At 61.0% G+C, this 22,599-nt stretch carries 15 protein-coding genes; 5 read left to right on the top strand and 10 right to left on the bottom strand.

Going from position 1 to position 22,599, the window contains the following annotated elements:
* Window positions 1-7: 7 nt before the first annotated feature.
* The 7 genes from ACCC96_RS27170 to ACCC96_RS27140 all read right to left on the bottom strand — a co-directional run bounded on the left by ACCC96_RS27170 (window position 8) and on the right by ACCC96_RS27140 (window position 10,827).
* On the bottom strand, window positions 8-2,725 hold the full coding sequence (locus ACCC96_RS27170; protein WP_258670208.1) for a nitrate reductase: 2,718 nt from the start codon (window positions 2,723-2,725) through the stop codon (window positions 8-10).
* The gene (gene nirD, locus ACCC96_RS27165; protein ID WP_018925265.1) at window positions 2,725-3,042 is read right to left on the bottom strand and encodes a nitrite reductase small subunit NirD; all 318 of its coding nucleotides are present in this window, start codon (window positions 3,040-3,042) and stop codon (window positions 2,725-2,727) included. The genes ACCC96_RS27170 and nirD overlap by 1 nt, the downstream gene beginning before the upstream one ends.
* Window positions 3,039-5,492: a nitrite reductase large subunit NirB gene (nirB, locus tag ACCC96_RS27160; protein ID WP_007940642.1), complete on the bottom strand. Its 2,454-nt coding sequence runs from the start codon at window positions 5,490-5,492 to the stop codon at window positions 3,039-3,041. The genes nirD and nirB overlap by 4 nt, the downstream gene beginning before the upstream one ends.
* 399 nt (window positions 5,493-5,891) lie before the next feature.
* Window positions 5,892-7,562, bottom strand: coding sequence for a bifunctional protein-serine/threonine kinase/phosphatase (locus tag ACCC96_RS27155; protein ID WP_258670205.1), 1,671 nt, complete (start codon window positions 7,560-7,562; stop codon window positions 5,892-5,894).
* 7 nt (window positions 7,563-7,569) lie between these two features.
* Window positions 7,570-8,781 (bottom strand): nitrate/nitrite transporter, encoded by a 1,212-nt coding sequence (locus tag ACCC96_RS27150; protein WP_018925267.1) that lies wholly within the window; start codon window positions 8,779-8,781, stop codon window positions 7,570-7,572.
* A 243-nt stretch (window positions 8,782-9,024) separates the two neighbouring features.
* A complete protein-coding gene (locus tag ACCC96_RS27145) occupies window positions 9,025-9,600 on the bottom strand; it encodes an ANTAR domain-containing response regulator (protein WP_007940646.1) in 576 nt (191 codons plus the stop codon).
* 15 nt (window positions 9,601-9,615) lie between these two features.
* Window positions 9,616-10,827 (bottom strand): CmpA/NrtA family ABC transporter substrate-binding protein, encoded by a 1,212-nt coding sequence (locus ACCC96_RS27140; RefSeq protein ID WP_413697422.1) that lies wholly within the window; start codon window positions 10,825-10,827, stop codon window positions 9,616-9,618.
* A gap of 226 nt (window positions 10,828-11,053) precedes the next feature.
* On the opposite strand from ACCC96_RS27140, the gene ACCC96_RS27135 reads away from it, so the two are divergent.
* Complete coding sequence (locus ACCC96_RS27135) at window positions 11,054-12,073, top strand: quinone-dependent dihydroorotate dehydrogenase (protein WP_033064172.1); 1,020 nt, start codon at window positions 11,054-11,056, stop codon at window positions 12,071-12,073.
* 310 nt (window positions 12,074-12,383) lie between these two features.
* On the opposite strand, the gene rmf is transcribed toward ACCC96_RS27135, so the two are convergent.
* Window positions 12,384-12,599 (bottom strand): ribosome modulation factor, encoded by a 216-nt coding sequence (gene rmf, locus ACCC96_RS27130; protein ID WP_003223300.1) that lies wholly within the window; start codon window positions 12,597-12,599, stop codon window positions 12,384-12,386.
* Between the two features lie 530 nt (window positions 12,600-13,129).
* Here rmf and rlmKL point away from each other — a divergent pair.
* Together rlmKL and ACCC96_RS27120 are read left to right on the top strand one after the other, a co-directional pair.
* Entirely contained in the window at window positions 13,130-15,400 is a 2,271-nt protein-coding gene (gene rlmKL, locus ACCC96_RS27125; protein WP_413697421.1) for a bifunctional 23S rRNA (guanine(2069)-N(7))-methyltransferase RlmK/23S rRNA (guanine(2445)-N(2))-methyltransferase RlmL, read from the top strand.
* A gap of 142 nt (window positions 15,401-15,542) precedes the next feature.
* Window positions 15,543-17,933 carry a diguanylate cyclase gene (locus ACCC96_RS27120; protein ID WP_413697420.1) on the top strand — a complete coding sequence of 797 codons (2,391 nt, stop codon included), beginning with the start codon at window positions 15,543-15,545 and terminating at the stop codon, window positions 17,931-17,933.
* A gap of 116 nt (window positions 17,934-18,049) precedes the next feature.
* Here ACCC96_RS27120 and dacB read toward each other — a convergent pair whose 3' ends face one another.
* Window positions 18,050-19,510, bottom strand: a complete 1,461-nt coding sequence (gene dacB / locus ACCC96_RS27115) for a D-alanyl-D-alanine carboxypeptidase/D-alanyl-D-alanine-endopeptidase (protein WP_019579764.1) — start codon at window positions 19,508-19,510, stop codon at window positions 18,050-18,052.
* A gap of 234 nt (window positions 19,511-19,744) precedes the next feature.
* Here dacB and ACCC96_RS27110 point away from each other — a divergent pair, with 234 nt between their 5' ends.
* Window positions 19,745-20,089, top strand: a complete 345-nt coding sequence (locus ACCC96_RS27110; protein ID WP_007941073.1) for a YggL family protein — start codon at window positions 19,745-19,747, stop codon at window positions 20,087-20,089.
* A 154-nt stretch (window positions 20,090-20,243) separates the two neighbouring features.
* Here the strand turns inward: ACCC96_RS27110 and ACCC96_RS27105 are convergent, their stop codons facing one another.
* Window positions 20,244-21,434 carry a benzoate/H(+) symporter BenE family transporter gene (locus tag ACCC96_RS27105; RefSeq protein ID WP_413697419.1) on the bottom strand — a complete coding sequence of 397 codons (1,191 nt, stop codon included), beginning with the start codon at window positions 21,432-21,434 and terminating at the stop codon, window positions 20,244-20,246.
* Window positions 21,435-21,756: 322 nt separating this feature from the next.
* On the opposite strand from ACCC96_RS27105, the gene ACCC96_RS27100 reads away from it, so the two are divergent.
* Window positions 21,757-22,521, top strand: coding sequence for a GntR family transcriptional regulator (locus ACCC96_RS27100; protein ID WP_007941070.1), 765 nt, complete (start codon window positions 21,757-21,759; stop codon window positions 22,519-22,521).
* Window positions 22,522-22,599 lie beyond the last annotated feature (78 nt).

Genomic DNA, 22,599 nt, shown 5'->3' with positions numbered 1-22,599 from the left:
GTTTTCCTCACGAGGTGACGGCGACTGGCTGCGCAGTGGCGGCCAGCAAACGCTTGATTTCCGGGACGCAGGAACCGCATTGCGTGCCGCAGCCCAATTCTTGTTTCAAACCCTGCAAGTCCAGGCCACGACCAATGCCGGCACAGACTGCGTTCTGGCTGACGTTCATGCAGTTGCACAGGATTTTGCTGCCGGATGCAGGGGCGCCAGCGTTGCCTGGAGGCGCACTCAACGGAGCCAGTAGCCAACGGCGCAGCTGTTCGTCGGCGCGACCTTCGAGCCATAGGCTTTGCAGCCAATGTTGGGCGAGTGTTTCACCGGCCAGGCGAATCGCGGTGATCCGGCCGTTCTCGATACGCACCCGCTTACCGATCGAGCGCCGGGGATCGTCATAGGCCAACACCGGGCCGTCGTTGAGCCCCAGGCATTGATCGATATCACGCAATAGCTGTGGCTCTGGCGCGGTGGCGCTGGCAGCGCGTATCAGCAGCGCAGGGCGTTCACGGCCGGCGAGGCTGAGGCTGGCGTAGGAAAACGCCTCACAGAGTGGTCGCAGTGTCTCCAGGTGCTGTTGAACATCGCCTTCAATCAGGGCGAAAAGCTGCCAAGGCAAATTCACTGGCTCGAGTCGCACGCCGCTATGTTTGAGTTCCGGCTGTTTCGACAATGGATCGAAGGCGGGAAGGGTGAGGGTATTCACGCCGCCCTTGAGAAAACGGTCGCCCCAATGCATCGGCAGGAAAGCCTGGCCCGGACGTACGCTGTCGTCGCTGCTGACCGGCAGGATCACCGCGCCCCGGCGACTTTTCAGATTGATCAGGTCGCCAGGTTGCAGGCGATGCCGACGCAGTTCATCCGGGTGCAGGCTCAACACGGCTTCGCTGACATGGCCGAACAGCTGCGCGGCGGTGCCGGTGCGGCTCATGCCGTGCCATTGGTCGCGCAGGCGGCCGGTGATCAGGGTCAGCGGGAAACGCGCATCGCGTTGTTCCTTGGCGGCGCGATAGGGGTCGGCCACGAACTGCGCACGCCCGCTGGCGGTCGGGAAAACCCCTTCAAGGTACAACCGCGGGGTGCCTTCGCGGGCTCCGGCGGGGAAGGGCCATTGCTGCGGTCCGAGCTGGTCGATCAACTCATGACTGATACCTGACAGGTCGAGGTCGCGGCCGCGAGTCAGTTGTTTGTATTCGTCGAAGACCTGTGCCGGGGTTTCAAAGGCAAACAGGCTGGAGGCTCCAGGACGCAGGTGTTTTTCCAGGCGCTGTGCGAAATCCACCGTGATCGCCCAATCGGGCCGAGCTTCACCGGGGGTGCCGATAGCTCGGCGGACGTGGGAAATACGTCGCTCGGAGTTGGTGACCGTGCCGTCCTTTTCACCCCAACTGGCAGCGGGCAGCAGCAGATCGGCGAACGCGGCGGTTTCGGTGGTGTGGAAGGCTTCCTGCAGCACCACGAACGGGCAGGCTTGCAGCGCCTCGCGCACAGCGGTCTGGTCCGGCATCGACTGGGCAGGGTTGGTGCAGGCGATCCACAGGGCTTTGATCTTGCCGCTGCGCATCTGCTCGAACAGTTCGATGGCTGTTAGCCCGGTGTTTTCGGGCAGTTGATCGACGCCCCAGTAGGCGGCCACTTGCGCGCGGTGTTCGGCATTGGCCGCTTCACGATGGCCTGGCAGCAGGTTCGACAAACTGCCGGTTTCCCGACCGCCCATGGCATTAGGCTGACCGGTCAGCGAGAAAGGTCCTGCGCCGGGCCGGCCGATTTGCCCGGTAGCCAGGTGCAGGTTGATCAGCGCGCTGTTCTTCGCGCTGCCGGCAGTGGACTGATTCAGCCCCATGCACCACAGCGACAGAAAGCTCGGTGACGTGCCGACCCATTCCGCGCATTGCTGCAGTTGCTCGACGCTGATGCCACAGAGTTGCGAGACCATTGCCGGGGTGTAGTCGCGTACCAGGTTTTTCAGCTCGGCCAAGCCTTCGGTGTGGGCCTTGATGAAGTCGCGGTCGATCCAGTCTTCCCACAGCAGCAGGTGCAAAATCCCATGGAACAAGGCGACATCGGTACCGGGCAGAATCGCCAGGTGCAGGTCAGCCAAATCGCAGGTGTCGGTGCGCCGTGGGTCGATGACGATGACTTTCATCTGCGGACGGCGGGATTTGGCCTCTTCCAGGCGACGAAACAGGATCGGGTGGGCGTAGGCCATGTTGCTGCCGACGATCATCACGCAGTCGCTCAGTTCCAGGTCTTCGTAGTTGCAGGGCGGAGCGTCGGCGCCGAGGCTGCGTTTGTAGCCGACCACCGCTGAAGACATGCACAGCCGTGAATTGCTGTCGATGTTGTTGGTGCCCACCAGCGCTCGCGCCAGTTTGTTGAAGGCGTAGTAATCCTCGGTCAGCAATTGCCCGGAGATATAGAACGCGACGCTGTCCGGGCCGTGTTCGGCGATGGTTTGGGCGAAGACGCTGGCGGCGTGATCGAGGGCGCTGTCCCAATCGGTGCGGCTGCGGGCCAGGCCCTTGCCCAGGCGCAGTTGCGGGTATAGCGCCCGGGCCGTCAGGTCGCCAGTCAGATGCAAGGTCGAACCTTTGCTGCACAATTTGCCGAAGTTGGCCGGGTGCGCCGGATCGCCGCTGACGCCGAGAATGCGCTCGCCGTCGTGCTCGATCAGCACGCCGCAGCCGACCCCGCAATAGCAGCAGGTAGAGGCGGTGATTTGGCGGTCCATCAGCTTGCTTCCCGCAAGGCCAGCAACACCCGGCCATTCTCGACCCGTGCCGAATGATGGTGGGCGCAGCCGATATCGGGAGCCTGGGCCTCGCCGGTTTCCAGGTCGATCTGCCAGTTGTGCAGCGGACAGGCGACCCGTTTGCCGTAGATCAAACCCTGGGACAGCGGTCCGCCCTTGTGCGGGCAGCGGTCGTCGAGGGCGAAAACCTCATCGTCGCTCGTACGAAAAATCGCGATGTCGCCTTTCGGGCCGGCGACGATCCGCGAGCCAAGGGTGTTGATCTCTTCCAGTGCGCAGATATCCAGCCAGTTCATACCGACACCTCCAGGTTCTTCACGGGAATGACCTCGAATTCTTTTTTCAGCAGTGGTTGTTCGAGGCGTTCCTTCCACGGGTCCTGTTCGAACGACAGGGAGAATTGCAGGCGTTCGTTCAAGGCCTTGCGCCGTACCGGGTCTTCCAGCACGGCTTTCTTGATGTGTTCCATGCCAACCCGTTGCAGGTAATGCACGGTGCGCTCGAGGTAGAAGGCTTCTTCGCGGTACAGCTGCAGGAAAGCACCGTTGTATTCGCGCACTTCTTCGGCGGTTTTCAGCTTGACGAAGAATTCCGCGACTTCGGTTTTGATCCCGCCGTTGCCACCGATGTACATCTCCCAGCCGGAGTCCACGCCGATAATTCCGACGTCCTTGATCCCTGCTTCCGAGCAGTTGCGTGGGCAACCGGAGACGGCCAGTTTCACTTTGTGCGGCGACCACATGTTGAACAGGTCATGCTCAAGCTCAATGCCCAGTTGTGTGGAATTCTGGGTGCCGAAGCGACAGAACTCACTGCCGACGCAGGTTTTCACGGTGCGGATGGATTTGCCGTAGGCGTGGCCGGACGGCATGTCCAGGTCTTTCCAGACGCCCGGCAGGTCTTGCTTTTTGATCCCCAGCAAGTCGATGCGCTGGCCGCCGGTGACCTTGACCATCGGCACGTTGTACTTGTCGGCCACGTCGGCGATGCGCCGCAGTTCTGAAGGATTGGTCACACCGCCCCACATCCGCGGGACGACAGAGTAAGTGCCGTCTTTCTGAATGTTGGCGTGGGCACGTTCGTTGATCAGGCGCGATTGCGGATCGTCCTTGGCCTCGCCGGGCCAGGTGGAAATCAGGTAGTAGTTGAGCGCCGGGCGGCAGGTGGCACAGCCGTTCGGGGTGCGCCAGTTCAGGTAGCTCATGGTGCCGGCGATGGTCAGCAGGTGCTGGTCGCGGATGGCTTGGCGGATTTGCCCGTGGTTGAGGTCGCTGCACCCGCAGATGGCTTTTTCGCTTTTCGGTTTGACGTCTGCCGCACCGCCCACGGTGTTGATCAGGATCTGTTCGACGAGGCCGGCGCAAGAGCCGCAGGAGCTGGCGGCCTTGGTGTGTTTCTTCACGTCGTCGACGCTGAACAGCCCGTGTTCCTGAATGGCTTTGACGATGGTGCCTTTGCACACGCCGTTACAGCCGCAGACTTCGGCGGTGTCGGCCATGCTCATGGCTTTGTCCTGGCCTTGATGTCCTACATCGCCTAAAGCATTTTCGCCAAACATCAAGTGATCGCGGATCTCGCCGATGGCATGGTTCTCACGGATCTGCCGGAAATACCAACCGCCGTCTGCCGTATCGCCGTACAGACAGGCCCCGACCAGCACGTCATCCTTGATCACCAGTTTTTTGTACACCCCGCCGATCGGGTCGGAGAGGGTGATGGTTTCGGTGCCTTCGCCGCCCATGAAGTCGCCAGCGGAGAACAGGTCGATGCCGGTGACTTTCAATTTGGTCGACGTCACCGAGCCCTTGTAGGTGGCGAAGCCCAGTTGGGCGAGGTGGTTGGCGCACACCTTGGCTTGTTCGAACAGCGGCGCGACCAGGCCGTAGGCGGTGCCGCGGTGGCTGGCGCATTCGCCGATGGCGTACACCCGAGGGTCGTAGGTTTGCATTGTGTCGTTGACCAGAATCCCGCGGCTGCAAGGGATGCCGGCTTTTTCCGCGAGTTCGGTGTTGGGGCGAATACCGGCGGCCATCACCACCAGGTCGGCGGGGATGATGTCACCGTTCTTGAACTGCACCGAGCCGACCCGGCCATTGCCGGCGTCGTGCAAGGCCTGGGTCTGTTCGCACAGGCGGAAATGCAGGCCGCGGGCTTCCAGGGCGGTTTGCAGGAGTTGGCCGCTGGTTTTGTCCAGTTGGCGCTCCAGCAGCCATTCGCCGATGTGCACCACGGTGACGTGCATGCCCCGCAGCATCAGGCCGTTGGCGGCTTCAAGGCCCAGCAGGCCGCCACCGATGACCACGGCGTGCTTGTGGGTCTTGGCGGTGTCGATCATCACCTGGGTGTCGGCGATGTCGCGGTAGCCGATCACGCCCTGCAAAGTATTGCCGGGGATCGGCAGGATGAACGGGGTCGAGCCGGTGGCAATCAGCAGGCGGTCGTATTCAGCCTCAGTGCCGTCTTCGGCGATGACCCGGCGTTTGACCCGGTCGATCTCCACCACTTTGCGGTTGAGCAGCAGCTTGATGTTGTTTTCCAGGTACCAGTCCAGATCGTTGAGCACGATCTCTTCGAACGTCTGTTCGCCAGCCAGCACGGGCGACAGCAGGATGCGGTTGTAGTTGGTATGCGGTTCGGCGCCGAAGACCGTGATGTCGTACAGCTCATTACTCAGCTTGAGCAGTTCTTCCAGGGTACGAACCCCGGCCATGCCGTTGCCGATCATCACCAGTTTTAGTTTTTTCATCAGGTTCTCCGGGGAGCTCGGGCCTGCCTCATCAGGGCATTCAGGCCTTGCTCGACAAAATTTTGCGCAAACAAAAAAAGGCGTCCCGCTAGCTAACTAGCGAGGACGCCTTTGTCCTTGTCCCGTTCTCTCGGGCAGCGCAGCCTTCTACGTTGAAGGCCGGGCTTTATGTCTGTTGGGAAAGGTAATGCAGTGGTTGTGCCAAGTCTCGCAAGGGCCGGATTTATGGGCTCTCGTCATGGGAGGAGGGTGTTTGCGTGCACCGGTTCAAGGCGCGACGCCCGGTTTTGAAGCAGAAAAATCAAAAGATCGCAGCCTGTGGCAGTTCCTGCAGGAGATCGTGGGCACCCGTAGGAGCTGCCGCAGGCTCGGGCCGCGTTCGGACGATCTTTTGATCTTTTAACCGTGAAACAACAAAAACAGCAGCACCAGATTCACCAGTAACGACACCAGCGCCAACGTCCGCCAAACCTTCAACGGTTCGCGCTCCAGCAACGGTCTGGGGCGCACGCTCAAACTGCGTCGTTCTCCCTGTTCCAGCAGCAACAACCATTCTTCGGCCGTTTCAAAGCGCTGATCCGGGGTTACCGCCACCGCGCGCTCCAGACTCTGCGCGATCCATTCCGGCAGGTCGGGCCGGTAGCGACTGGCGCTGACAGGCACGCCAAACCGTGGGCGCTGGAACGCTTCGATTTCGCCGTAGGGATAATGCCCGGTGAGCAGGTAATACAAGGTCACGCCGACGGCATACAGATCCTGTTGTGGTGTCGGCGGGTCGCCGCGAAACGCTTCCGGCGCGATATAGCTGGGCGTTCCAGGCAGGGCGAAGGCTTGATCTTCGGACAGCCCCGGACAGTAGGCGAGGCCGAAATCCAGCAGACGCAACTCGCCGTCGTCCCCCAGCAGCAGGTTCTCCGGTTTGATATCGCGATGCAGAATCTGCCGTCGATGCAGGATGCCGACAGCCCGCAGCAAGCGTTCGGCCAGGTCCTGCCATTGCGCCAGTGGCAGTGTTGTGACGCGCTCATGCAACTCGGCCAGGGTCGACCCGGAATATTCACGCATCACGTAGTACAAATGCTGACGCTGACTGGCGGCATGGACTTCAGGGAAATGCCGACCGGCCACGCGCTTGAGAAACCATTCCTCCGACAACAAGGCCTGTCCGGCCTGGTGATCGTCACGCAGAGCGCCGGGCAAGGTTTTCAGCAGCCAGGGCTGTTGTTGTCCGTCGCGCACCCGGTAGAGCAGCGATTGCTGGCTCTGGCCGAGGACCCCTTCGACCTGCCAGCCTTCGAAGGTCTGGCCCGGTTTCAGTGCAGGTGGGAGCGGCCATTGCTGCAAATGAATCAGCGCATCGCCAATGCTGGTTTCGCCGAGGGCATCGACTCGTACCAGTAGAGCACTGGCATTGTCTTGACTGCCGGCCAGGTGCGCGGCGCTGACCAAGGTCTGGGCGGCACTGTTGAGGTCCGGTTGGTCGCGCAGAATCGCCGCGATGGCAGTGTCGCCCAGCACGGCCCAGATGCCGTCGCTGAGCAGCACGAAACTCTCGTTCAGGCGCAGTTCGCCATCCAGAAAGTCCAGCACCAGATGTTGATCCAGCCCCAGGGCCCGTTTGAGCACATGCTGCATGCCCGGTTGGTCCCAGACGTGATCCTCGCTCACCCGTTGCAAGGTGTCGGCGTGCCAGCGGTAAACCCGGCAATCGCCGACATGCGCCAAAGTGAAACGCCTGCCGCGCATCACCAAGGCACTGACCGTGGTCAGCAGCGGCTGCCCGCCGCCGTTGGCCTGCAACCAGCGGTTTTGCGCCAGTAGCAGACGATCGAGTGCCTGGGCGACACCCCAGGTTTCCGGGGTGGCGTAGTAGTCCAATGCCAGCGCCTGCAAGGTCGAACGGGCCGCGAGACCGCCATCGGCGCATTGGCTGACGCCGTCGGCGATGGCGAACAGGTAACCCTTGCTCGCCGCCAGTGCCGGGGCCGGAGTGACCAGGCGCAGGGCGTCCTGGTTCTCTTCGCGAGGCCCGATGGCGCTGGCTTCGGCAAAACTCAGTTGCAGGCTCATTCAGCCCTCACACTCGAGCAGCGGTGACGGCTGCCGAACCCCAAGTGGTTCTCCAGCGACGTTTCACCCCGTGCAGACCGAACCAGGCGAGTACGCCGAGGCTGGCGAACAACCACAAGGCCATTTGATAGCTGCCGGTACTTTGCTTGATCGCGCCCATGCCGGCCGCCAGTGCGAAGCCACCGATGCCGCCGGCCATGCCGATCAAACCGGTCATCACACCGATCTCCCGACGAAAACGCTGTGGGACCAACTGGAATACGGCACCGTTACCTGCACCTAAACCGAGCATAGTGCAGACGAAAAGCGCCAGCGCTGCGTAGGAACTCGGCAGATTGAAACCCACGGTCGCAATGCAGATCGCTGCCACGGTGTACATCGCCAACAGGGTGCGAATCCCGCCGAAGCGATCCGCCAGCGCGCCGCCCAATGGGCGCATCAGGCTGCCACCGAATACACACGCCGCGGTGTAGTAACCGGCAGTGACCGGGCTCAGGCCGTACTGGTCGTTGAAGTAGCCGGGCAGGGCGCTGGCCAGGCCGATGAAACCGCCGAAGGTCACGCTGTAGAAAAACATGAACCACCAGCTGTCGCGGTCACCCAGGGCCTTGAGGTAGTCGGCCATGGACTTGGCTTTCGGCCGCTCAGGGGCATTCTTGGCCAGCCAGGCGAAGACGATCAGGGTCAGGATCAACGGAATCAGGGCGAAGCCGAACACGTTGCTCCAGCCATACGCGGCGGCCAGCACCGGGGCGATCAGGGCGGCGAGCACGGTGCCCGAGTTACCGGCACCGGCGATGCCCATGGCTTTGCCTTGGTGCTGCGGCGGATACCATTGCGAGGCCAGCGGCAGGGCGACGGCGAAGGACGCACCGGCCATGCCGAGGAACAGGCCCAGCAACAGCGCTTGCTCGTAACTGTGGATGCCGACTTTCCAGGCAACGAGCAGGGCGCTGATGACGATTATCTGGCCGATGATCCCGGCGGTTTTTGGCGACAGACGATCAGCCAGCAGGCCCATCGCAAAGCGCAATACGGCGCCGGCCAGAATCGGCGTGGCCACCACCAGCCCGCGCTGTTGGGTGGTCAGGTGCAGGTCAGCGGCGATCTGCACCGCCAGGGGGCCGAGCAGGTACCAGACCATGAAGCTCAGATCGAAATAGAGGAAGGCTGCGAACAGTGTCGGGGTATGGCCGGATTTCCAGAAGCTTGAATTCATCGCGCACCTCAGCTGTCAGGCGTATCAAGAAGGAGTCATGAGCTTGCAGGTGGGGCGCCGCAACGGCCGCACCACCAGCCCCGGTCTCTGGGGCCAAAACGGAAAAACGCCGCTACCTGATTCGCAAAAGGGGGCGAATGAGGTGAGCGACGTCTTTGTCGTAGGTGGGGCAACCGCCGTTGGTTACCTTGCAGGGATTACTTAGCGAGATCTGTGCCAACAAGGGAAACCGAGTCGAGGCCTTCAGCCAAGCAACTCACTCATGGCAATGATCTGCTCCGCCACCTGTATCAGCTTCTGCTGGCGGCTCATGGCCTGGCGGCGCATCAGGGTGTAGGCCTCTTCTTCGTTGCAGTCCTTCATCTTCATCAGCAGCCCCTTGGCCAGCTCGATGCGCTTGCGCTCGGCCAGTTGCTGGTCGCGGGCGTGCAGTTGCGCGCGCAGGGCCTGGTCGCTTTCAAAGCGCGCCATGGCCACGTCGAGAATCGGCTGCAAGCGTTGTGCGTGAATGCCTTCGACGATGTAGGCACTGACGCCGGACTTGATCGCCTGGCGCATCACGCCGGGATCGTGCTCGTCGGTGAACATTACGATTGGCCGAGGTTGATCACGAGTCACCAGCACCACTTGCTCCATCACATCGCGGCTCGGTGACTCGGTATCGATCAGGATCACGTCCGGACGCACCGTTTCGACGCGCGCGGGCAGGTCAATGGTCAGGCCGGACTCGTCGATGACTTCGAACCCGGCTTCGATCAGGGCCGCTTTCAGACGCCCGACTTTTTTCGCGGTGTCATTGATCAGCAGGATACGCAACATATTCGCAGGCTCCTGTCAGCGGCTGGCGAGAAGGGGAGCGCTGTCGCTCATGGCGTGCAGCGTGAAGCTGCGGGCATAGCCGGCCGGGTCCGAGCCGTCCCAGACTTTGCCGTCGATCAGTTGACTGCTGCGCATTTCCTGAGCCTGGGCGGGCACACCGACAGTGGTGGCGGCCTCACGGTATAAGTCTAGTTGCTGGACCTGACGGGCCACGCCGAGGTAATCCGGGTCGTCGCGCAATAAGCCCCAGCGACGGAACTGGGTCATGAACCACATGCCGTCGGACAAATACGGCAGATTGACCTCACCGCCACTGTGGAAACGCATCGCATGCGGGTCTTGCCAGTGATTGCCCAGGCCGTCGGTATAGTCACCGAGCAAGCGCGGTTCGATGCAATCGAGCGGGGCATCAAGGTATTCGGGGGCGCTTAACAGCTGTGCGGCGCTGCGGCGATTTTCGCGGCTGGCTTCGATGAAGCGGCTGGCCTCGAGGATCGCCATCACCAAGGCCCGGGCGGTGTTGGGGTATTGCTCGACGAAGGCGCGGGTGCAGCCGAGGACTTTTTCCGGGTGATCGGGCCAGATGGTCTGAGTGGTGGCCATGGTGAACCCGAGATTCTGTTGCACCGCACTGGCAGCCCACGGTTCGCCGACGCAGAACCCGTCGATGCGCCCGGCTTGCAGGTGCGCGACCATTTGTGGCGGCGGCACCACCACGCTGTCGACATCCTGCAATGGGTGAATGCCCTGACTAGCCAGCCAGTAATACAGCCACATGGCGTGGGTGCCCGTGGGAAATGTCTGGGCGAAGGTCAGTTTTGGGCGACTTTGGTGCACGTGGTGGTCCAGTGCTTCAGGACTGGTCACACCCAAGGCCTGCAAGCCGTGGGAGAGGTTGATGCTCTGGCCGTTCTGGTTCAGGCCCATGAGCACGGCCATGTCGGTGGACGCTACGCCGCCGATGCCCAGGTGCACGGCGTAAATCAGACCGTACAGGCTGTGGGCGGCGTCCAGTTCGCCGCTGACCAGTTTGTCCCGCAGGTTGGCCCAGGACGACTGGCGCTTGAGGTTCAGGGTCAGGCCGTAAGGCTGGGCGAAGCCCTGGGTGGCGGCGACTACCACTGAGGCGCAGTCGCTCAGGGCCATGAAGCCAAGGTTTATTTCGGTTTTTTCCGGGGCATCGCTGCCGTTGACCCAGGCCAGTGGGCCGGCTGATGGTTCATTCATCGATTTGCACCTTCCAAAAAAAACGTCGTCCCATGGCCTCTGCGCGAGCAGAGCCGGTGACGACGCCATTGTCCTGCCACTCATCCCGTCGTTGGCATGAGTGCTGATGACCATGTTGGTGCAAGGCATATGCCATCGCCGGCTGATTTTGTCGCGCGCCTCGCGTGAAGCTCTGATGCACGGCTATAATCGCCGCCTCTCATCGCCAACCGAGTCAAGCCTGCCCATGTACACCCTGGCCCGTCAGCTGCTGTTCAAACTTTCCCCGGAAACCTCCCACGATCTGTCCCTGGACCTGATCGGCGCGGGCGGGCGTTTGGGCCTCAACGGCTTGCTGTGCAAGGCACCGGCAAAAATGCCGGTGACGGTCATGGGCCTGGAATTCCCGAACCCGGTGGGTCTGGCGGCCGGTCTGGACAAGAACGGCGCGGCGATCGACGGATTTGCCCAACTGGGTTTCGGTTTCGTCGAAATCGGCACCATCACCCCGCGCCCGCAACCGGGTAATCCGAAACCACGGATTTTCCGCTTGCCGCAAGCCGAGGCGATCATCAACCGCATGGGTTTCAACAACCTTGGCGTCGATCACTTGCTCGCTCGCGTGGCTGCGGCCAAGTACAAGGGCGTGCTGGGTATCAACATCGGCAAGAACTTCGATACGCCGGTTGAACGTGCGGTCGACGATTACCTGATCTGCCTGGACAAGGTTTACGCCCATGCCAGCTACGTGACGGTCAACGTCAGCTCGCCGAACACGCCGGGCCTGCGCAGCCTGCAATTCGGCGACTCGCTCAAGCAATTGCTCGCCGACCTGGCCACTCGCCGGGCGGAATTGGCCCAGCGCCACGGCAAACATGTACCGCTGGCGATCAAGATCGCGCCGGACATGAGCGATGAAGAAACCGCTCAAGTGGCCCAGGCGTTGATCGAAACCGGGATGGATGCGGTGATCGCCACCAACACCACCTTGAGCCGCGTCGGCGTCGAAGGTCTGGAGCATGGTGACGAGGCGGGCGGGTTGTCCGGCGCACCGGTTCGCGACAAGAGCACCCACACCGTGAAGGTGCTGGCGGCGGAACTGGCCGGTCGCTTGCCGATTATCGCCGTGGGCGGTATCACCGAAGGTAAGCACGCGGCTGAGAAAATCGCCGCGGGTGCGAGCCTGGTGCAGATTTACTCCGGCTTCATCTACAAAGGGCCGGCGCTGATTCGTGAGTCGGTAGACGCCATCGCTGCGCTGCGCTGAAGCCTGATTTAGGCCTCATGGTGGGGGCTTTTGTGGCGAGGGAGCTTGCTCCCGTTCGGCTGCGAAGCAGTCGTAAATCCTGCAACCGCGTTTTACCTGACACACTGGGTTGATTGGTTTTGGGGCCGCTTCGCAGCCCAGCGGGAGCAAGCTCCCTCGCCACAGAAGCGACTTCATCACCGTAATTTTTTACAGGTATAAAAAAGGGCTCCTCGAAGGAGCCCCTGGGCCGAAGCCCGCCGTCCGGATAGGACGTGCGTGGTTAAGTCGTAGCGTAATCAGATTGTCGTGTCGGAGTGTGTGCCCTGTATTAGCCGACGGCGTGAAGTTCGTTGAGTCTGTGGATTCCCGCAGTGCCGGTCATACCGTCCCAATTGTCGCCGCGTCCTTCTCGCCAGCCATTGATCCAGGCTTGGCGTACCGACGGTAGAGTAAAAGGGCAAAGCTCACGGGATTTACCACCAACGCCATATTGATATCCGCGCAAAAATGCTCTTTCCAACGGATCACGCTTAAGTCTTCTCATAGGGTGTTTCCCTCACTTGTTGACTGTATGTATCGCGTCGACCTCAATCGAGGTCAGGCAGAAAAATTCTGCCGTTGGTGGCTCGCTGCCGGCGTCGCGAGCCAAGGTGTTGACGCCGTTGCGACGTCAACCTGAGTTGAGTTCTAACCAATGCGTCACATCGAGGGAATGACCGTTTTGTCATAAGAACGTAACCATAAAGATGGTATGGCCATAAGTAACACGATATTTGTGCCGTGTTGATTGACCAAAGCCCGGTATGATCGGCCCTCCGCTGGATGCTGGGGGTTGCGCCTTAACGAGAATGACACCCGTTGCTCTTGGGTATTATTCGACGAAGGGTCGACTTATGACATTTTGTTTCATCAACTTTTTTATCTGCCCTGGCATCTAAGCTCTTTTAACCCGAGCAGTCAGGGTGGGACGGCACACCTTCGTGCCACGCGGGCGTTCTGTTAGAAAAACGCCTGATTGAAAACCGGGTCGGCAACGCGTTGCCGGTTCACTTAGCTAAAGGCTCTGGAATTACCATGTCCGATCGTTTCGAACTCTTCCTCACTTGCCCCAAAGGCCTTGAAGGTCTGCTCATCGAGGAAGCCGTCGGGCTTGGCCTTGAGGAAGCACGCGAGCACACCTCGGCTGTGCGCGGCATGGCCACCATGGAAACCGCTTATCGCCTGTGCCTGTGGTCGCGTCTGGCGAACCGGGTGCTGTTGGTGCTCAAGCGCTTCCCGATGAAGGACGCCGAAGACCTCTACCACGGTGTGCTGGATATCGATTGGCAAGACCACATGCTCAACGACGGTACCCTGGCCGTCGAATTCAGCGGTCACGGCTCTGGCATCGATAACACGCACTTTGGCGCCTTGAAGGTCAAGGATGCCATCGTCGACAAACTGCGCACCCCGCAAGGCGATCGCCCGTCCATCGACAAGCTCAACCCGGACCTGCGCATTCACCTGCGTCTGGACCGTGGCGAAGCCATCCTGTCCCTCGACCTGTCCGGGCACAGCCTGCACCAGCGCGGTTATCGCTTGCAGCAAGGTGCTGCGCCGCTGAAGGAAAACCTCGCGGCAGCGATTCTGATCCGTTCCGGCTGGCCACGCATTGCCGCCGATGGTGGCGCGCTGGCTGACCCGATGTGCGGTGTCGGCACGTTCCTGGTGGAAGCCGCCATGATCGCCGCCGACATGGCACCGAACCTGCGTCGCGAGCAGTGGGGCTTCACCGCCTGGCTCGGTCACGTGCCGGCGCTGTGGAAAAAACTCCACGAAGAAGCCACTGAACGCGCTGCGGCCGGCCTGGCCAAGCCACCGCTGTGGATTCGCGGTTACGAAGCCGACCCACGCCTGATTCAACCGGGCCGCAACAACGTCGAACGTGCCGGCCTGAGCGAGTGGATCAAGATTTACCAGGGCGAAGTGGCAACGTTCGAGCCGCGCCCGGACCAGAACCAGAAAGGCCTGGTGATCTGCAACCCTCCGTACGGCGAGCGTCTGGGCGATGAGGCGAGCCTGCTCTACCTCTACCAGAACCTCGGCGAGCGTCTGCGCCAGGCGTGCTTGAACTGGGAGGCGGCGGTGTTCACCGGCGCTCCGGACTTGGGCAAGCGCATGGGCATCCGCAGCCACAAACAGTATTCGTTCTGGAACGGCGCGTTGCCGTGCAAATTGCTGCTGATCAAGGTCACGCCAGACCAGTTCGTCACCGGCGAGCGTCGCACCCCGGAACAGCGTCAGGCCGAGCGTGAACAGGCGGCCTACGATGAAGCACCGAGCGAGCCGCTAGAACGCAAGTACAACAAAAACGGCAATCCGATCAAACCGGCTCCGGCACCCGCCCCGGTGATCGAGCAGCCGCGCCTGAGCGAGGGCGGGCAGATGTTTGCCAACCGTCTGCAAAAGAACGTCAAGGCGCTGGGCAAGTGGGTCAAGCGTGAAGGCATCGACTGCTACCGCGTCTACGATGCCGACATGCCGGAATATTCCATGGCCATCGACCTGTATCACGATTGGGTCCACGTTCAGGAATACGCCGCGCCGAAATCCATCGATCCGGAAAAAGCCTCGGCGCGGATGTTCGATGCCCTGGCGGCAATCCCGCAGGCGTTGAACATCGACAAGAGCCGCGTGGTGGTCAAGCGTCGCGAACGTCAGAGCGGCACCAAGCAGTACGAACGCCAGAGCGCCCAGGGCAAGTTCAACGAGGTCAACGAAGGCGGCGTGAAGCTGCTGGTGAACCTCACCGACTACCTCGACACCGGGTTGTTCCTCGACCACCGGCCGATGCGCATGCGGATTCAGAAAGAGGCGGCCGGCAAGCGCTTCCTCAATTTGTATTGCTACACCGCGACCGCCAGCGTGCATGCGGCCAAGGGCGGCGCGCGCAGCACCACCAGCGTCGACCTGTCGAAAACCTACCTGGACTGGGCGCGTCGCAACCTGTCGCTGAACGGCTTCTCTGACAAGAACCGTCTGGAACAGGGCGATGTGATGGCCTGGCTCGATGCTTGCCGTGACGAATACGACCTGATCTTCATTGACCCGCCGACTTTCTCCAACTCCAAGCGCATGGAAGGGATCTTCGACGTGCAGCGTGACCAGGTGCAATTGATTGACCTGGCCATGGCGCGACTGGCACCGGGCGGGGTGTTGTATTTCTCCAACAACTTCCGCAAGTTCCAGCTCGAGGAAAACCTTACCGAGCGTTATGCCGTTGAAGAAATCACGGCCCAGACCATCGATCCGGATTTCGCCCGTAATGGCAAAATCCACCGTGCCTGGAAGATCACTGCTCGCTGACACTTGAGCTGATTGGATCCACAGAGCCTTGATTTTTAAAGGCTCTTTGGTTCTTTCAGTGCTGGTCAAATTAGTGGCTAATAGCTATAACTCAACTCATGGCCAATGGGCTTTCCGGCACCTGGCGTTATGAGTTGCGTTTATGTCGTTACACGCCGTGCGCCCCAAGATCCTGGGTTTTATCCGCGAAGATGTCTCGGCCTGGCTGGTCGCGCTGCTGGTATTGCTCATCGGCGGGATTCTTACAGGATTGCTGGCCTGGGCAACGCTCAATCAGTTTCATCAGCAAGTGCGGCAACGTTTCCAACTGCTCGCCAGTGAACGCTACAGCCGTATCGAAGAACGTTTCGAAGATCAGGAGCAGCGCCTCGATGGCCTGCGCCGGTTCTTCGCCAATTCCGATTCGGTATCGCGCGACGAATTCGACGGTTACGCCAAACCTCTTTTGCGGCGCACCCAAGCCTATTCCTGGGCTCCACGGGTTTCCCGCGCCGAACGCCCCTTGCTTGAACGCCTCGTGCATGACGAAGGCTTGAACAATTTCACCTTTCGCGAACTCACCGCCGACGGCCAGTTGCAACCGGCCGCGGAGCGGGACGAGTACGTGCCGGTGCTCTATACCCAAACCCAAAGCCGACTACCCACGCCGCTGGGTTACGATCTGCTGGCCCAGCCCCTGCGCCGTTCGACCCTGGAGCGCGCCGATCAAACTGGCAACATGGCCGTCTCGCAACCATTGCATCTGGTAGGCATTGAGCCCGCCTATTCACGGGGTGTGTTGCTGGTGGCCCCCGTCAGCCGTCAGCATCTGCCGGGCTCCATGCCCGTCGGGTATGTGATGGCGGTGATCAGCATGCGCCAGCTGCTGGCGGACGGGTTGCCGGAAGAGAATCATGATTCTCTCTCGGTGCGCATCCTCGACTTGTCCACCGATGAGCAACACGAAGTGCTGTACGAGTCGACCAACCCGGCGGGGGCCAGTGACTTATCCTCCACGCGCTTGCTGCGCCTGGCCGACCACGATTATCAAGTGGATATGCGCCCCAGTGCGGCGTTCCTGCAAGCCAACCATTCCTCGGTGACCAGCCAGGTGGTGCTTGGCGGTTTACTCAGCTTGCTGCTCAGTGTGTTTCTCTACGTGTTGGTCAGCCAGCGGCAACGGGCGCTGAAAATGGTCGAGCAACGGACTGAGGAACTGCACGCCCGTGAGCAAGAGCTGCGCGGCACGCATGGCCAATTGCGCGGCGTGCTGGATGCTGCGACTCAGGTGGCGATTATCGCCACCGACCTGCGCGGGATCGTCAGCACTTTCAACGCCGGTGCCGAGCACATGCTCGGTTACTCCAGTGCGCAGGCCGTGGGCCACATGACCCTGGAAAACCTGCACCTGCCCCGGGAGCTCGAGGCGCGGTCGGCGGAGTTGAGCGCGCGCTATGGCAAGCCGATTCCGACCTGTCAGGCCATGTTGGTCGAAGGCGGGGAAGAGGGCGGTCACGAAGCCCGGGAGTGGACGCTGGTGCGCCGCGACGGTAGCCATTTGACGGTGAACATGCTGGCGACCCCGGTTCTCGACGAGCAGGGTTTGTGGGTCGGGCACTTGGCGATCTGTATCGACATCACCGAGCGCAAGCGCGTTCACGAGGCCCTGGCGGCGCGGGACTTGTTGTTGAAGAAACTCAGCGCCCATGTACCCGGCGGGATTTATCAGTTCAAAATGGAATTCGATGGGCGCTTCAGCGTGATCTACGCCAGCGACGGGATGCGCGAGATCTACGAACTCGAATTGGAGGTACTGCTGAGCAATGCCGAAGCGGTGTTCTCGCGGATTCATCCTCAGGACTCGCGCCGGGTCCGCGCTTCGATCCTGGCGTCGGCGGACAACCTCAGCCCATGGCGCGAAGAGTATCGCGTGCAATTGCCCGAGCGTGGCCTGCGCTGGGTTCGCGGCGAAGCGACGCCGGAGGAGCTGCCCGGTGGCGGCGTGCTGTGGCATGGCTACATTTCGGACATTTCCGACCTCAAGCGTGTTGAAGAGGAATTGCGCGCGCTGTCGGTGACCGACTCATTGACCGGAATCCATAACCGCCGCTATTTCCAGGAGCGCCTGACCACCGAAATGGCCCGGGTCGAGCGCGGCGGTGGCGAGTTGTCGGTGATCATGCTCGACATCGACCACTTCAAACGCATCAATGACCAGCACGGCCATGCCGTGGGCGATCGGGTATTGCAGGCGGTGTGTGAACGCATTGGCCGTCGCCTGCGGCGCACCGATGTGTTCTGTCGCCTGGGGGGCGAAGAGTTCATGGTGCTCTGCCCGGACATCGACGGCGAACAGGCGCATGTGTTGGCCGTGGAACTGTGGCAAGGGTTGCGCAGTTCGCCGATCGACGAGGTGGGGATCGTTACCGCGAGTTTCGGGATTGCCAGCTGGCGGGCCGGGGAAGGCGCGGATGCGTTGCTGTTGCGGGCGGATTCGGGGGTTTACGCGGCGAAGCAGGCGGGAAGGGATCGGGTTGAAGGGCAGATGAGCTAGGTCAGGCGGGATGTTTGTGTGGACAGAAAAAGATCGCAGCCTTCGGCAGCTCCTACATGGGAATGTGTACACCCTGTAGGAGCTGCCGAAGGCTGCGATCTTTTGACTCTAAAGGCTTACAACACCGATGCCGTGGTCGGCAGTTTCGGCTGGCGATACAGGTCCAGCAGCACCTGATCCAGCACCGAAGACGCGCCAAACGGAGCCTTGTCGTTAAGAATCGCCACCACCGCCCAGGTATTGCCATTGACATCGCGGCTGAAGCCGGAGATGGCACGCACGGTGTTCAGGGTGCCAGTCTTGACGTGGGCTTCACCGGTCATGGCCGTGTGTTTCAGGCGTTTGCGCATGGTGCCGTCGGTGCCGGCAATCGGCATCGAGCTGATGAACTCGGCGGCGTACGGGCTGCGCCAGGCGGCTTGCAGCATTGCGGCCATTTCACGTGCGCTTACCCGTTCGGCGCGGGACAGGCCGGAACCGTTCTCCATCACCAGGTGCGGTGATGTGATGCCTTTCTGCGCCAGCCACTGACGCACCACACGCTGGGCCGCTTTCGCGTCATCACTGTCGGCGTCGGTGCGGAATTTCTGGCCCAGGCTCAGGAACAACTGCTGAGCCATTGTGTTGTTACTGTATTTGTTGATGTCGCGAATGATTTCCGCCAAGTCTGGCGAGTAGGCCCGGGCCAGCACCTTGGCGCTGCTCGGCGTCGGTGCCAGACGATCCTGGCCCTGGATGCTGCCGCCCAATTCCTTCCAGATCGCGCGCACGGCGCCGGCGGTGTAGGTCGCGTGGTCGAGCAGCGACAGGTAGGTCTGGGAGCTGCAACCTTCGCCCAATTGGCCGCCAACGGTCACAGTGACGCTGCCATCGGCCTGGGTCACCGGGTTGTAGCGTACGCCACCGGTGCATTGCTTGGAGTTGAGTGCCTTGACCTGATTGTCGATGCGGATGCTGGCAATCGGCGGCTCGACGGACACCAGAACCTTGCCCGAGTCGTTGCGAGCCACGAAGCGCAGGGCCTTGAGGTTGACCAGCAGCGCGTCGGGCTTGACCAGGAACGGTTTGTTCTCGTCATTGCCGTCGTCGTTGAATTCGGGCAGTTGCGGCTGCACGAAGAAGCCGCGGTCCAGCACCAGGTCGCCGGTGACCTGGGTCACGCCATTGGCGCGCAAGTCGCGCATCAGCAGCCAGAGTTTTTCCATGTTCAACTTCGGATCGCCGCCACCCTTGAGGTAGAGGTTACCGTTGAGGATGCCACCGCTGAGGGTGCCATCGGTGTAGAACTCGGTTTTCCACTGGTGGTTCGGGCCAAGCATTTCCAGCGCCGCATAGGTGGTGACCAGTTTCATGGTCGAGGCCGGGTTGACCGAAACGTCAGCGTTGTAAACGGTTGGGGTGCCCGGGCCGTTAAGCGGGATCATCACCAGCGACAAGGCGCTGTCCGGCAATTTGCTGGCCTTGAGGGCCTTTTCAACGTTGGGCGACAGGGCGGTGTTGATCGGCGCGGCGGAAACGGGGAGGGCCAGGGGCAGAAGAAGGCTGGCCAGCAGCAATGGACGCAAAGATTTGATCATCTGAAATAAAACCCTACAGCCGAGGGGGAAAAAGACGAGGGCATGGTGATAAATTCCCTCAGCGGTCATGAAAGTGTCGGCATTATGCCCCAAGGTGTGAGGGCTTGTGCCGCACCTTGGTCGTCTAATCGGCTATTTTTTTACCGACGGTAGACGTCGCGCCGTTCTGAGGCGGGTAATCGGCGCCTTAAACTGCTAAAGTGCCGCCCGTTATTACTTATGAGGATTGTTCCAATGGCGACTAACCGTTCCCAGCGTCTGCGCAAAAAACTGTGCGTCGATGAATTTCAAGAGCTGGGTTTCGAACTGAACCTGGATTTCAAAGAAGATTTGGCTGATGAAGCCATTGATGCTTTCCTCGACGCGTTCCTGAAAGAAGCCATGGAAGCCAACGGTCTGGGCTATGTTGGCGGCGATGACTTCGGTCTGGTTTGCCTGCAGAAGCGTGGCTCTGTGACCGAAGCACAGCGTGCCGCTGTTGAAGCCTGGCTCAAGGGCCGCAGCGAACTGACAGAAGCTACTGTCAGCCCGCTGATCGACGTCTGGTACCCGGAAAAGCCGATCAATCCGGTAGCCTGATGTTCTAAAAAACGGCGACCCAAGAGGGTCGCCGTTTTTTTTTGTGAAAATCAAAGGATCGCAGCCTCGTTTCACTCGACAGCTCCTACGCAGCACCTACCATCGGATGCGTTGCCCTGTAGGAGCTGTCGAGTGAAACAAGGCTGCGATCTTTTTAGCTTTTACGCCAGTTCAAAATCAGCAACGTCAGCACCCCCGCAACAATCCCCCAGAACGCCGAACCGATGGAAAACAGCGTCAGCCCCGATGCTGTCACCATAAAGGTAATCAGCGCCGCTTCGCGTTCCTGCACTTGCGCCATGGCAATGCTCAGACCGTTGATGATCGAGCCGAACAGCGCCAGCGCGGCAATCGACAGCACCAGTTCTTTAGGCAACGCGGCAAACAACGCCGCCAGAGTTGCACCGAATACCCCGGCAATCCCGTAGAAAATCCCGCACCAGACCGCTGCCGTGTAGCGCTTGTTGCGATCCTCATGGGCGTGCGGCCCGGTGCAGATCGCTGCGCTGATGGCGGCCAGGTTGATCCCGTGGGAACCGAACGGCGCCAACAGCAACGAGGCAATCCCGGTGGTGGTGATCAGCGGCGAGGCCGGCACGTTGTAGCCGTCGGCGCGCAAAACGGCGATGCCCGGCATGTTCTGCGAGGTCATCGCCACCACGAACAGCGGGATGCCGATGCTGATGGTCGCGGCCAGGGAGAAATGCGGCGTGGTCCAGACCGGCGTCGCGACTTCCAGGTGAAAGCCACTGAAATCCAGCAATCCCATGAAACCGGCCAGCGCGGTGCCGATCAACAGTGCCGCGAGCACGGCGTAGCGTGGCGACAGGCGCTTGACCAGCAGATACGTGAAGAACATCCCCAGGACCAGCCCGGTGCGGTGCTGGGCGGCGACGAAAATCTCGCTGCCGATCTTGAACAGAATCCCCGCCAGCAACGCTGCCGCCAATGAGGCCGGAATCTTTTTCACCAGCCGTTCGAAACTGCCCGTCAGGCCGCACACGGTCACCAACACTGCGCAAGTAATGTAGGCGCCGATGGCCTCGCCATAGGAAACACCGCCCAGGCTGGTGATTAGCAATGCCGCGCCGGGGGTCGACCAGGCGATGGTAATCGGGGTGCGATAGCGCAAGGACAGGCCGATCGAGCACACCGCCATGCCGATGGAGATTGCCCAGATCCACGACGAAATCTGCCCGCTGCTCAGGCCCGCCGCTTGCCCGGCCTGGAACATCAGCACCAGGGAGCTGGTGTAACCGGTCATCATAGCGATGAACCCGGCGACAATGGCCGAGGGCGACGTGTCGGTCAGGGGACGAAGCTGCGTGTGCGTGGCGTCGGTCATGACAGCGGTGTTCCTTATACGGGTGAAGATGTGTAGGAGCTGTCGAGTGAAACGAGGCTGCGATCTTTTGATCTTGGAAAATCAACATCAAAGATCGCAGCCTCGTTTCACTCGACAGCTCCTACAGGATTCTGCGTTCAAGCCTAAACTGAAACGTAACCGGTCGTTGCAATACAGCAAAGGCGACAAACAGCCGTACAGTCGTGTTGCCACCCGCCATTGTGTACAATTGCAGTGTTTTTTACGCGATACTTGCCAGCGACCCACTGTGCCGTATTACAGTCACGGTCAATTCGCCGCAGTTCTCCCGACTCGAGTGCCCATGAACGAACAGTTGCAACCCCTCAAGAAACAACCGCGAGCAGGCAAAGCCGGCCGCAGCGGTACCCAGGACGATATTGTCTACGCGCATATCTTCGAGGCCATCCTCGAACAGCGTCTGGCGCCCGGCACCAAGTTGAGCGAAGAAGCGCTGGGGGAAATTTTCGGGGTCAGTCGCACTATCATTCGCCGCGCGTTGTCGCGTCTGGCCCATGAAGGCGTGGTGTTGCTGCGGCCGAATCGCGGCGCTGTGGTTGCCAGCCCGAGTGTCGAAGAGGCCCGTCAGGTGTTTATGGCGCGGCGTCTGGTGGAGCGGGCGATCACTGAGTTGGCGGTGCAGCACGCCACTGCCGAGCAGATTGCCGACTTGCGGCAGATGGTCAACGACGAGCGCGACAGCTTCTCCCGTGGCGATCGCGGTGCCGGTATTCGTCTGTCGGGCGAGTTCCACTTGAAACTGGCCGAAGCGGCGAAGAACGCGCCGCTGATCAGCTTCCAGCGCAGCCTGGTGTCCCAGACGTCGTTGATCATCGCCCAGTACGAGAGCGGCAACCGTTCGCACTGTTCCTACGATGAACACACCCAGCTGATCGATGCCATCGAAGCGCGGGACGCGACGCTGGCGGTGGACCTGATGATGCATCACATGGACCACATCGACAGCAAACTCAACCTCGACGAAGAAAGCGCATCGGATGATTTGCATGCGGTGTTCTCGCATCTGTTGCAGACCAAGAAGCCAGGGCGCTCGACTGCCAAGCTCTGATTTGTCGGGGGCGCCGAAAAGATCGCAGCCTTCGGCAGCTCCTACAGGGGCAATGCGTACACCCGTAGGAGCTGCCGA

The sequence above is a fragment of the Pseudomonas sp. Pseusp11 genome, from assembly GCF_047304405.1.
In the GTDB taxonomy this organism is placed as follows: Bacteria; Pseudomonadota; Gammaproteobacteria; order Pseudomonadales; family Pseudomonadaceae; genus Aquipseudomonas.
Note: the sequence above shows the minus strand (reverse complement) of the source record. Positions and strands in the feature narration are given on the sequence as shown.

What these genes read in the sequence shown, in the direction of transcription:
- ACCC96_RS27170 (WP_258670208.1), bottom strand. Translation starts at nt 2,725, where the DNA reads ATGGACCGCCAAATCACCGCCTCTACCTGCTGCTATTGCGGGGTCGGC.
- nirD (WP_018925265.1), bottom strand. Translation starts at nt 3,042, where the DNA reads ATGAACTGGCTGGATATCTGCGCACTGGAAGAGATCAACACCCTTGGC.
- nirB (WP_007940642.1), bottom strand. Translation starts at nt 5,492, where the DNA reads ATGAAAAAACTAAAACTGGTGATGATCGGCAACGGCATGGCCGGGGTT.
- ACCC96_RS27155 (WP_258670205.1), bottom strand. Translation starts at nt 7,562, where the DNA reads ATGAGCCTGCAACTGAGTTTTGCCGAAGCCAGCGCCATCGGGCCTCGC.
- ACCC96_RS27150 (WP_018925267.1), bottom strand. Translation starts at nt 8,781, where the DNA reads ATGAATTCAAGCTTCTGGAAATCCGGCCATACCCCGACACTGTTCGCA.
- ACCC96_RS27145 (WP_007940646.1), bottom strand. Translation starts at nt 9,600, where the DNA reads ATGTTGCGTATCCTGCTGATCAATGACACCGCGAAAAAAGTCGGGCGT.
- ACCC96_RS27140 (WP_413697422.1), bottom strand. Translation starts at nt 10,827, where the DNA reads ATGAATGAACCATCAGCCGGCCCACTGGCCTGGGTCAACGGCAGCGAT.
- ACCC96_RS27135 (WP_033064172.1), top strand. Translation starts at nt 11,054, where the DNA reads ATGTACACCCTGGCCCGTCAGCTGCTGTTCAAACTTTCCCCGGAAACC.
- rmf (WP_003223300.1), bottom strand. Translation starts at nt 12,599, where the DNA reads ATGAGAAGACTTAAGCGTGATCCGTTGGAAAGAGCATTTTTGCGCGGA.
- rlmKL (WP_413697421.1), top strand. Translation starts at nt 13,130, where the DNA reads ATGTCCGATCGTTTCGAACTCTTCCTCACTTGCCCCAAAGGCCTTGAA.
- ACCC96_RS27120 (WP_413697420.1), top strand. Translation starts at nt 15,543, where the DNA reads ATGTCGTTACACGCCGTGCGCCCCAAGATCCTGGGTTTTATCCGCGAA.
- dacB (WP_019579764.1), bottom strand. Translation starts at nt 19,510, where the DNA reads ATGATCAAATCTTTGCGTCCATTGCTGCTGGCCAGCCTTCTTCTGCCC.
- ACCC96_RS27110 (WP_007941073.1), top strand. Translation starts at nt 19,745, where the DNA reads ATGGCGACTAACCGTTCCCAGCGTCTGCGCAAAAAACTGTGCGTCGAT.
- ACCC96_RS27105 (WP_413697419.1), bottom strand. Translation starts at nt 21,434, where the DNA reads ATGACCGACGCCACGCACACGCAGCTTCGTCCCCTGACCGACACGTCG.
- ACCC96_RS27100 (WP_007941070.1), top strand. Translation starts at nt 21,757, where the DNA reads ATGAACGAACAGTTGCAACCCCTCAAGAAACAACCGCGAGCAGGCAAA.